The sequence below is a fragment of the Streptomyces sp. CO7 genome (assembly GCF_053474865.1).
Map to the genome: position 1 here is coordinate 662,975 of NZ_JBRIOU010000002.1, position 8,931 is coordinate 671,905.

The 8,931-nt window shown below is 73.3% G+C and carries 10 protein-coding genes; 6 read left to right on the plus strand and 4 right to left on the minus strand.

The genetic code is table 11. The annotated features are described in order from the left end of the window. The 4 genes from ACOV8S_RS05005 to ACOV8S_RS05020 form a co-directional block, all read left to right on the plus strand. Window positions 1-295: 2-oxo-4-hydroxy-4-carboxy-5-ureidoimidazoline decarboxylase (locus tag ACOV8S_RS05005; protein WP_448316304.1), on the plus strand; the 295-nt coding region annotated here is incomplete at its 5' end. Then, window positions 292-654, plus strand: a complete 363-nt coding sequence (uraH, locus tag ACOV8S_RS05010; RefSeq protein ID WP_448316305.1) for a hydroxyisourate hydrolase — start codon at window positions 292-294, stop codon at window positions 652-654. The genes ACOV8S_RS05005 and uraH, both read left to right, overlap by 4 nt. A 4-nt stretch (window positions 655-658) precedes the next feature. Continuing rightward, window positions 659-1,573, plus strand: coding sequence for a factor-independent urate hydroxylase (pucL, locus tag ACOV8S_RS05015; RefSeq protein WP_448316306.1), 915 nt, complete (start codon window positions 659-661; stop codon window positions 1,571-1,573). A 47-nt stretch (window positions 1,574-1,620) separates the two neighbouring features. Continuing rightward, the gene (locus tag ACOV8S_RS05020) at window positions 1,621-3,015 is read left to right on the plus strand and encodes an 8-oxoguanine deaminase (RefSeq protein ID WP_448316307.1); all 1,395 of its coding nucleotides are present in this window, start codon (window positions 1,621-1,623) and stop codon (window positions 3,013-3,015) included. A 15-nt stretch (window positions 3,016-3,030) separates the two neighbouring features. Here the strand turns inward: ACOV8S_RS05020 and ACOV8S_RS05025 are convergent, their stop codons facing one another. Next, window positions 3,031-3,627, minus strand: a complete 597-nt coding sequence (locus ACOV8S_RS05025; protein WP_448316308.1) for a 3'-5' exonuclease — start codon at window positions 3,625-3,627, stop codon at window positions 3,031-3,033. Between the two features lie 159 nt (window positions 3,628-3,786). Further along, the gene (locus tag ACOV8S_RS05030; RefSeq protein ID WP_448316309.1) at window positions 3,787-5,232 is read right to left on the minus strand and encodes an MFS transporter; all 1,446 of its coding nucleotides are present in this window, start codon (window positions 5,230-5,232) and stop codon (window positions 3,787-3,789) included. Window positions 5,233-5,325: 93 nt separating this feature from the next. On the opposite strand from ACOV8S_RS05030, the gene ACOV8S_RS05035 reads away from it, so the two are divergent. Next, window positions 5,326-5,718, plus strand: coding sequence for a winged helix-turn-helix transcriptional regulator (locus ACOV8S_RS05035; RefSeq protein ID WP_448316310.1), 393 nt, complete (start codon window positions 5,326-5,328; stop codon window positions 5,716-5,718). 120 nt (window positions 5,719-5,838) lie between these two features. On the opposite strand, the gene ACOV8S_RS05040 is transcribed toward ACOV8S_RS05035, so the two are convergent. Continuing rightward, a complete protein-coding gene (locus ACOV8S_RS05040; protein ID WP_448316311.1) occupies window positions 5,839-8,010 on the minus strand; it encodes a hypothetical protein in 2,172 nt (723 codons plus the stop codon). A gap of 83 nt (window positions 8,011-8,093) precedes the next feature. Between ACOV8S_RS05040 and ACOV8S_RS05045 the strand changes: the two genes are divergently transcribed. Then, window positions 8,094-8,462 (plus strand): DUF488 domain-containing protein, encoded by a 369-nt coding sequence (locus ACOV8S_RS05045; protein ID WP_448316312.1) that lies wholly within the window; start codon window positions 8,094-8,096, stop codon window positions 8,460-8,462. 39 nt (window positions 8,463-8,501) lie between these two features. On the opposite strand, the gene ACOV8S_RS05050 is transcribed toward ACOV8S_RS05045, so the two are convergent. Beyond that, window positions 8,502-8,858 (minus strand): DUF6204 family protein, encoded by a 357-nt coding sequence (locus tag ACOV8S_RS05050; RefSeq protein WP_448316313.1) that lies wholly within the window; start codon window positions 8,856-8,858, stop codon window positions 8,502-8,504. Window positions 8,859-8,931: the final 73 nt, after the last annotated feature.

Genomic DNA, 8,931 nt, shown 5'->3' on the forward strand with positions numbered 1-8,931 from the left:
GCCCGGCGACCCGGTGTCCGCCCGGGAGCAGCGCGGCATGGCGGGCGCCCCCGAGGCGCTCCGGGCCGAGATGCTGGAGCTCAACCTGGCCTACCAGGAAAGGTTCGGCCAGGTGTTCCTGATCTGCGCCACCGGCCTCACCGCCGAGGAGATGCGGGACGCCGTCCAAGGCCGTCTCGGCAACACGCCGGAGCGGGAGGCGGAGATCGTCCGCGCGGAACTGGGCAGGATCAACCGCATCCGTCTCGCCCGCCTCGCCGAGGCGGGCCCGTCCGAGGAGGACGCACGCCCATGACGTCCGGCGCCGCCCCCGCCACCGTGTCCACCCACGTCCTCGACACCGGCCTCGGCCGGCCCGCCGCCGGCGTGCGGGTCTCCCTGGCCGCCCGCACCGGCGCGGACGAGCCCTGGCAGGCGCTCGGCGGCTCCGCCACCGACGCCGACGGACGCTGCCGGGACCTCCCCGGCCCGCCGGCCGACGCCACCCACGTGCGCCTCGTCCTGGACACCGGCGCCTACCTGGCGGGCCGGGAGCGGGCCGAGGCCGCGTTCTTCCCGGAGGTGGCGGTGGCCTTCGCCGTCGAGCCCGGCGAGCACTACCACGTGCCCCTGCTCCTCAGCCCGTTCGGCTACTCCGTATACCGAGGGAGCTAGCGACATGACCGACCACCCCGCCCGGACCGCGCGCCTGGGCCAGAACCAGTACGGCAAGGCGGAGACCCGGGTCGTCCGGATCACCCGCGAGGGCGAGCTCCACCACATCAAGGACCTGAACGTCTCCGTCTCGCTCTCCGGCGACATGGACGACGTCCACCACTCCGGGTCCAACGCCAACGTGCTGCCCACCGACACCACCAAGAACACGGTCTACGCCTTCGCCAAGGAACACGGCATCACCTCCCCGGAGGAGTTCGGCCTGCTGCTGGCCCGGCACTTCGTGCGGTCGCAGGAACCCATCCGGCGGGCGCGGATCCGGATCGAGGAGTACGCCTGGGAGCGCATCGGCGGCCCCGACGCCAAGCACTCCTTCGCCCGCACCGGCGGCGGCACCCGGCTGACCCAGGTCGTGCACGACGGGGAGCGCAGCGAGGTGGTCTCCGGTCTGCGGGACCTGACCGTCCTGAACACCACCGACTCCGAGTTCTGGGGTTACCGCAAGGACCGGTACACCACGCTGCCCGAGGCCTACGACCGGATCCTGGCCACCGACGTCTCCGCCCGCTGGCGCTACGCCTGGACCGGCGCGGACGGGGAGACCGCGCCCGACTGGGACCTCTGCTACCGGGAGTCCCGGCGCCACCTGCTGGACGCCTTCGCCCAGACCTACTCGTTCTCCCTCCAGCAGACGCTCTACCGGATGGGCGCGCGGGTCGTGGAGAGCCGCCCGGAGATCGAGGAGATACGCCTCTCCCTGCCCAACAAGCACCACTTCCTCGTCGACCTCGAGCCGTTCGGGCTGGAGAACGACAACGAGGTGTACTTCGCCGCCGACCGCCCCTACGGGCTGATCGAGGCGACCGTCCTGCGCGACGGCGCCGAGGCCCTCATCCCGGCCGACCTCACCAACCTCTGACACCCGTACCGCCACTGCTCGTCCCCACCGTCCCCCGGAGTACCACCATGGCAGCCACAGCCGGACACCCCGCCCGCATCGTCATCGAGAACTGCGCCGTCGCGACCGTCGACGCCCAGGACACCGAGTACGCCCAGGGCCATGTGGTGGTCGCCGGCCAGGTGATCGAGTCGGTGGGGGAGGGGAAGGCCCCCGAGGGGCTGGAGAACGTGGTGCGGCGGATCGACGGCACCGGTCACCTGGTCACCCCCGGGCTGGTCAACACCCACCACCACTTCTACCAGTGGCTCACCCGCGGCCTGGCCACCGACCACAACCTCTTCGACTGGCTGGTCGCCCTCTACCCGACCTGGGCGCGGATCGACGAGCCGATGGTGCACGCGGCCGCCCAGGGCTCGCTGGCCATGATGGCGCGCGGCGGCGTCACCACCGCCATGGACCACCACTACGTCTTCCCCCGCGGCACCGGAGACCTCGCCGGGGCCGTCATCCGCGCCGCGCGGGAGACCGGGGTGCGCTTCACCCTCGCCCGAGGGTCCATGGACCGGGGCGAGTCCGACGGCGGACTGCCGCCGGACTTCGCGGTGGAGAGCCTGGACGGGGCGCTGGCCGCCACCGAGCGGACGGTCGCCCAGCACCACGACGCCTCGTTCGGGGCGATGACCCAGGTCGCCGTCGCGCCCTGCTCGCCCTTCTCGGTGTCCACCGAACTCATGCGCCAGGGAGCCGAACTGGCGCGCCGCCTCGGGGTCCGGCTGCACACCCACGGGTCGGAGACGGTGGAGGAGGAGAAGTTCTGCCACGAACTGTTCGGCATGGGTCCGACCGACTACTTCGAGTCCACCGGCTGGCTCGGCGAGGACGTGTGGATGGCGCACTGCGTGCACATGAACGACGCCGACATCGCCGCGTTCGCCCGCACCGGGACCGGCGTGGCCCACTGCCCGTCCTCCAACGCCCGTCTGGCGGCCGGGATCGCCCGGGTACCGGACATGCTCGCCGCCGGGATCCCGGTCGGGCTCGGCGTGGACGGCACCGCCTCCAACGAGTCCGGCGAACTGCACACCGAACTGCGCAACGCGCTCCTGGTCAACCGCCTGGGGCCGCACCGCGAGACCGCCCTCACCGCGCGTCAGGCGCTCCGGCTGGGCACCCACGGCGGCGCCCGCGTCCTGGGGCGGGACGCGGAGATCGGCTCCCTCGAGCCGGGCAAGCTCGCCGACCTGGTGCTGTGGCGGATGGACACCCTGGCCCACGCCTCGATCGCCGATCCGGTGGCCGCCCTGGTACTGGGCGCTGCCGCGCCGGTGACGCTGTCCCTGGTGGGCGGCGTCCCGGTGGTGGAGGACGGACGGCTGCTCACCGTCGACGAGGACGCCGTGGCCCGCACCACCCGCGACGAGGCCCGTCGGCTGGCCCGCGTCACCGCGGGCGAGGAGTGACCGGAAGCCGGCCGATCAGGCCTCCGGGCCGTCCCAGCGCATGAGGTTGGCGAAGAGTTCGGCCTGCTCCACGGCGTCGTCCAGCGCGTGATGGGTGTGCCGGCGCCGCGAGAGCAGGTGCCGGGGCATCGTCCCCTTGGCGACCGCCCGCAGGGGCAGGCCCGCCTTGGCCGCGTACAGGGTCTTCATGTCCATGCAGCCGGAGTGGCCGAACGGGCTGCCGCCGGTGAAACGGACCAGGTACCAGTACAGGAACATCCAGTCGAACGCGACCGGGTAGCCGCAGACCACCGGCTGCCCACCCGCGGACACCTCGCCGACCCAGGCCGTGAACTCGGCCAGGGCGGTCGCCGGGTCCGCCCCCTCGCGGCACAGCCGGTCCCGGTCGAGGCCGCTGACCGCGAGTGCCTGGGGGTCGAACTCGTCTGAGATGGGCCGCAGTTCGCGGTAGAAGGTGTGCTGCTCGGGGTCCGCGGGGGTGAAGCCGTCGGCGTCCTGCCGCCCGGCGACGGCGGCGCCGAAACTGATCATCGAGTACGGGCCGGGGACCGGGCCGTCCGCCTCGATGTCCACGGAGATGTACAGGCTGGGTTTCACGCGCCGTCGGCTCATGCGCCGAGCCTCCCAGCGGCGGACCGGCGCGGGACAGCGATTTTTCCGCGCCCCGGCGTCCGGTGACGACGGGGCGCGGGCCCGGCCTTCGGTGACGCCGGGGCCGGCACGGGCCGCGGAGGGGAGGGGCCCGCCCGGTCAGCGCGTTCCACGCCCCGGTCAGCGCGTTCTCCGCCCCGGGCGCAGGGTCGCCGCGGCCAGGACGAGAGCCGCGGCTCCCAGGACGGCGGCCACCAGGAAGGCCAGGCGGTAGCCGTCCGCGGTCGCGGCCACCAGGGGTGAGCCCTCGTCGAGCAGCTCCCCGGTGCGGCCCGCCGCCAGCGTGGTGAGCACCGCCAGCCCCAGCGAACCACCCACCACCTGCGTGGTGTTGAAAAGTCCGGAGGCCAGCCCGGCGTCCCGCTCCGCCACCCCGGCCATGGCCAGCCCGGTGAGCGCGGGCATGGCCACGGCGAACCCGGCCGACAGCAGCAGCAGGGGCGCCAGCACGTCGACGGCGTACGTACCGTCCGCCCGTGCCGTGCTCAACAGCCCCATGCCGGCGGTGGCCAGGACGAGCCCCGCCAGCAGCACGCGGTAGGGCCCGAAGCGGCCCACCAGCCGGGCGGCCAGGCCCAGCGTGATCGCGCCGATCAGCAGTGGGGCGGGCAGGAAGGCGAGCGAGGTGGCCAGCTCGTCGAGCCCCAGCACCCGCTGCAGGTAGAGGGTGCCGATGTACTGGAAGCCGTACATGGTCCCCAGCATCAGCACCTGGGTGCCGTTGGCGCCGGCCAGGGTGCGGGAGCGGAGGATGCCCAGCCGCAGCAGGGGATGCGCCGCCCGGCTCTGACGGACGGCGAAGCCGGCGAACAGCGCCGCCGCGAGACCGGCCAGGGCGAGCGTCGCCCCGGCGGAGCGCCCGCCGGAACCGATGATCGTCCAGACGGTCGTCATCAGCGCCCCGGTGACCAGCAGTGCCCCCGCCCAGTCGGCCGAACGGCCCAGGCCCGCCCCTCGGTCGGCGGGCAGCACGCGCACCGCCGCGAACCAGGCGACGACCCCGATCGGCAGGTTGATCAGGAAGATCCAGTGCCACCCCGCCGCCTGGGTGAGCGCCCCGCCCAGGAAGGTGCCCAGCGCCGCCCCGGTGGCGCCCACGGCGCTGAACACCGCGATGGCGCGCGCCTGTTCGCGCGGCTCGGGGTGGAGGGCGACGATCATGCCGAGCACCACCGCCATGGTCGCGGCCCCGCCGACGCCCTGCAGGGCGCGGGCGGCGACCAGCGTCCCCTGGTCGCCGGCCACCCCGCACAGCACCGACGCCAGGGTGAAGAGGGCGAGCCCGGAGGTGAACATCCGCTTGCGGCCCAGCAGATCACCCAACCGGCCGGCCAGCAGCAACAGCCCGCCGAACGGGATCAGGTAGGCGTTCACCACCCACGCCAGCCCCGCCGCGGAGAACCCGAGGTCGCGCTGGATCGCGGGCATCGCCACCGTGACGATGTTGCCGTCCAGGATGGTCATCAGCGCGCCCGCGCAGAGGACGAGCAACGACAGCGACCGTGAACGGGAGGTCGGCGAAACTGAGTTGACGTTCATCCGGTGCGAAGGCTTGAGCGAGGACATGGCGACGGATCCCCCTGCGTGTTCCATGGTGCACGACTTGTAACGGAGTACATCGTGGGTGACCATGGAGCTCCGGCGTAAGGAGGCACTTTCATGTCCCAGCGGAACACCGGTGTTACCTCCCAGGCAGTGACCGCGGAGGCGTGTCCGGTCCAGGAGGTGCTGGACCGCGTGTCGGGGAAGTGGAGCGTCGGCATCCTGGTCGCGGCGGCCCAAGGGCCGATCCGGTTCACGGAGTTGGAGCGGGCGGTCACCGGCATCAGCCGCCGCATGCTCACCCTCACGCTGCGCAACCTGGAGCGCGACGGACTGGTCACGCGCACCGTGTACCCGACGGTCCCGCCCCGGGTGGAGTACGAGGTCACCCCCGTCGCGCGGGAGCTGTACGAGACGCTGCTCCGGCTGACCGACTGGGCGGAGCGCCACCGCACCACCATCCACCGCTCCCGGGTCGCCTACGACGCGGAGCACGCCGTGCCGGCCTGAGGGGGCGGCGGGAGCGGGGTGAGGACGCGAAAGAGCGGCGAGGAAAGCGACAGGGCTGGTATCAGGAAGAAGTGAGAAGGAAGCCCCGTCATGGCCTCGCCGCTTTCGGCACCCTAACAGTCATTCCGGCACCAGGTCGCGGAGATTTCCGGGAGTGATCACCCGCGCTTCGGCACCCAGTCCCTCCGGCCGTGCCAGGCCGAGGAAGGTGACGGGGCCGTCCGGCGCCCCCTCCCCGTCTCCCACGATCACCCGCACCCCGTTGTCCGCGAGCAGCCCGGTCAGGTAGCGCACGGTGAGCGGCCTGCGTTCGACCGCGCCCCGCACCAGCATGCCCGTCGAGACCCGGTGCCCGGCCGCCCGGTTGGACTCGGGGTGGCCCTTGAGATGCACGTGCATCCACCTGGCGTACCAGCCGCCGTGCTCGTCACGGGCGAAGACCAGGGGCAGCGCCACCCGGCCCGGGCCGCGCAGCTCCGACTTCATCCGGACGGTGCGGGGCTCGAAGGGCGCCCCGGCCTGCGCGGCGTCGCGCAGCATGAAGCCGAAGAAGGACTCCGCCACCTGCTCGAAGTTCTCCCCGCTGTAGACGTGGACCATCGGCACGACGAACGCCGCCTCGACGGCGGCGAGCCGCAGGTCGATGAACTCCGAGGCGCCCTCAGGCGCGTCGGTGATGTCGCCCGAGTGGGCGCCGCCGACCGCGGTGAGGGCGGTCCAGTCGAGCCATCCCAGCGTCCGGTAGTGCTCGTCCAGGAGGAGCGCGGACAGGTCGTGGTCGGTGGTGTGCTCCGTCTGCCTCCAGTACATGAAGAACCGCAGCAGCTCGCCCTCCACCGCCGACGTCGAGCCGCGCGGCAGCACACCCAGGTCCGAGGGGACGTTCTTCCCGCTCAGCGGCAGCGCCACGTCGAGCATCGCCGGGTCCACGACCACCGTGCCCGTCGAGGGAAGGCGCCGCCGCAGCTCCGTGTCGGCCAGCGCGGCGAGCCGCTCCCGGATCGCCCGCGGCATGCCGGGCCGGGTGTCGGCCGTCGCCCAGGCGCGTCCGGAGCGGTTGAGGAACAGCCGCTGCCCGCCGAAGCGGCCGGCCCGGTTCTCCAGGTGCTCGCGTACCGAGAGCAGGACCCGTCCCGACACCTCGGGCGCGACCCGAGCGGCGGCGTCGAGCACCACCTCCCGCTGGGCCTCGTCACCGGCGGCGAGCACCAGCCGGTCCAGCGCCCGGTACAGCCGGCCCGGTGCGGAGGCCAGCAGACCCACCGCCCCCGCGACGTCGCCGTCGGCCAGCAGTTCCTCGACGCGGCTGTCCAGGGTCGGCGCCTCCAGCTCGCCGCGGGCCACCGCGAACACCCGGGCGGCATGCGGCCACCGCGGGTGCTCGTGCGGGTGGAGCCGTTCACCGAGCCGCTTCCACCGCTCGCGGTGCCGGTGCACGTCGGCCAGCTTCGCGGGGGAGTCCGCGACCACGCCGTCCAGGCCCGCGAGCAGGGCCCTGCGCAACGGCCGCGGCAGGGAACGGAACGGGACCGGCTCCTCCAGGGTGACCGGCGCGCCGGAGAGGGCGCAGGCCAGCCGCAGCACGTCCGTCACGGTGTCGAGCAGGAGTCCCTGCCCGGCGACGGCCCGCACCGCGTTGATCACCGCTCGGTTCTCGCGCAGCGGGATCGTCTCCGGCTGCGGGCCGCGCGCGCAGTGCCCGGCGAGCAGCCGCAGGTCCTCCAGCCCGTCCTCGCCCAGGGGGACGGAGGAACCGGCCAACGACAGGTACAGCGCGGTGAGTTCCTCCTCCAGCGCGCCGCCGAGGTGGAGAACGGTGACGCGGTCGCCGGCCGCGGCGATCAGCTCGTCGTGCGCGGCGAGCATCTCCTCGTAGCCGTGTCCGTAGGAGCCGTAGGCGGGCAGGGTGAGCAGGTTCAGCACACCGTCGCTCAGCTGTGCGAGCACGCCCGGCCGGGCCGCCTCGTCCTCGAGCGCCTCGGTCAGGCAGCGGTGCCAGAACTCCTCGGTGTCCGGCACGCCGGCCGGGAAGTCCTTGAAGTAGACGTTGTGCCGGACGTGGTCGCCCACCAGTTCCCGGACCGTCGCCAGGGTGCGTCGCGCCACCGGTTCGACGGCCTCCGGGGCCAGCCCGGAGAGGTGCCTCAGCAGGTCGCCCGAGAGGGTGAAGCCCGCCGACAGCAACGCCATGTCGAGCTGCCGGGCGAGTGAGGCGCTGTCACCGGGCCGGCCCGTAGGAGCCGGCAGACGGAAGCTGCGGCGGACGACCAATTGTTCGAAGGCGGTGTGCATGCCGGAATGATCCCAGCGGGCCGCGTGCGGGCGCACCGGAGTTTTCGACTGGCGGAGCGGGCCCGGGACGCCAGAGTGGAGTCATGGACAGGCGGATCACCCAGCACCGGATCTACGACAGTTCCCCCGACGACGAGGGAGCGCGCGTCCTCGTCGACCGTCTCTGGCCGCGCGGCATCAGCAAGGATGCCGCGCACCTCGACGCGTGGCTGCGCGAGGTCGCGCCCACCAACGAGCTGCGCCGCTGGTACGGGCACGACCCCGAGCGGTACGAGGAGTTCCGCGACCGCTACCTCGCCGAGCTCGCCGACGACGCGCACCGCGAGGCCGCAGCCCGGCTGCGGGCCTTCGCCGACCAGGGCGCGGTGGCGCTGCTGACGGCCACCCGCGACCCGGCGATCAGCCATACGGCGGTCCTGGCCGAGTGGCTCACCGGCGGCGAGGGCCGCTGAGACGGGGGCGCGGCTCGCCGGGCGTGCGGGGCGGGTGGCTCAGGTCTGCTTGCGGGCGGCCTGCCGCTGTCGCTTGCCCAGGGGCGCCTGGGAGAGGTCCTCGGCCTGTGAACGCAGGTGCTTGTAGCCGTAACCCCGCTCCTCCAGCCAGGCCCGGGCGGTCTGCTCGGCGCGTTCGGTGGCCTCCAGGATGTCCTCCTCGGCCTCCCCGGAGTCCTGGAAGCGGAAGGTAAAGGCGGGGCGGGAGGCCACGTCGTAGCTGAGGTGGCCCTCGGGGGTGAAGGCCGCCCGCAGCATGTCGTGCTCCGCGGCGTGGGCCAGGAGCTCCGACCGCTGCCCGGCGTCGAGGTCGTCGAAGACGCCGCGGACGGTGATGCGGAAGGTGCGTGTGCTCATCCGGCGACCCTAACCGCCGGGGCCGGACGGCTCCACGCGGTTTTCCCCCGGGCGGGCCCTCGCGACCCGGCCC

Coding starts and splice junctions, on each gene's coding strand:
- uraH (WP_448316305.1), top strand. CDS start 292: ATGACGTCCGGCGCCGCCCCCGCCACCGTGTCCACCCACGTCCTCGAC.
- pucL (WP_448316306.1), top strand. CDS start 659: ATGACCGACCACCCCGCCCGGACCGCGCGCCTGGGCCAGAACCAGTAC.
- ACOV8S_RS05020 (WP_448316307.1), top strand. CDS start 1,621: ATGGCAGCCACAGCCGGACACCCCGCCCGCATCGTCATCGAGAACTGC.
- ACOV8S_RS05025 (WP_448316308.1), bottom strand. CDS start 3,627: ATGAGCCGACGGCGCGTGAAACCCAGCCTGTACATCTCCGTGGACATC.
- ACOV8S_RS05030 (WP_448316309.1), bottom strand. CDS start 5,232: ATGTCCTCGCTCAAGCCTTCGCACCGGATGAACGTCAACTCAGTTTCG.
- ACOV8S_RS05035 (WP_448316310.1), top strand. CDS start 5,326: ATGTCCCAGCGGAACACCGGTGTTACCTCCCAGGCAGTGACCGCGGAG.
- ACOV8S_RS05040 (WP_448316311.1), bottom strand. CDS start 8,010: ATGCACACCGCCTTCGAACAATTGGTCGTCCGCCGCAGCTTCCGTCTG.
- ACOV8S_RS05045 (WP_448316312.1), top strand. CDS start 8,094: ATGGACAGGCGGATCACCCAGCACCGGATCTACGACAGTTCCCCCGAC.
- ACOV8S_RS05050 (WP_448316313.1), bottom strand. CDS start 8,858: ATGAGCACACGCACCTTCCGCATCACCGTCCGCGGCGTCTTCGACGAC.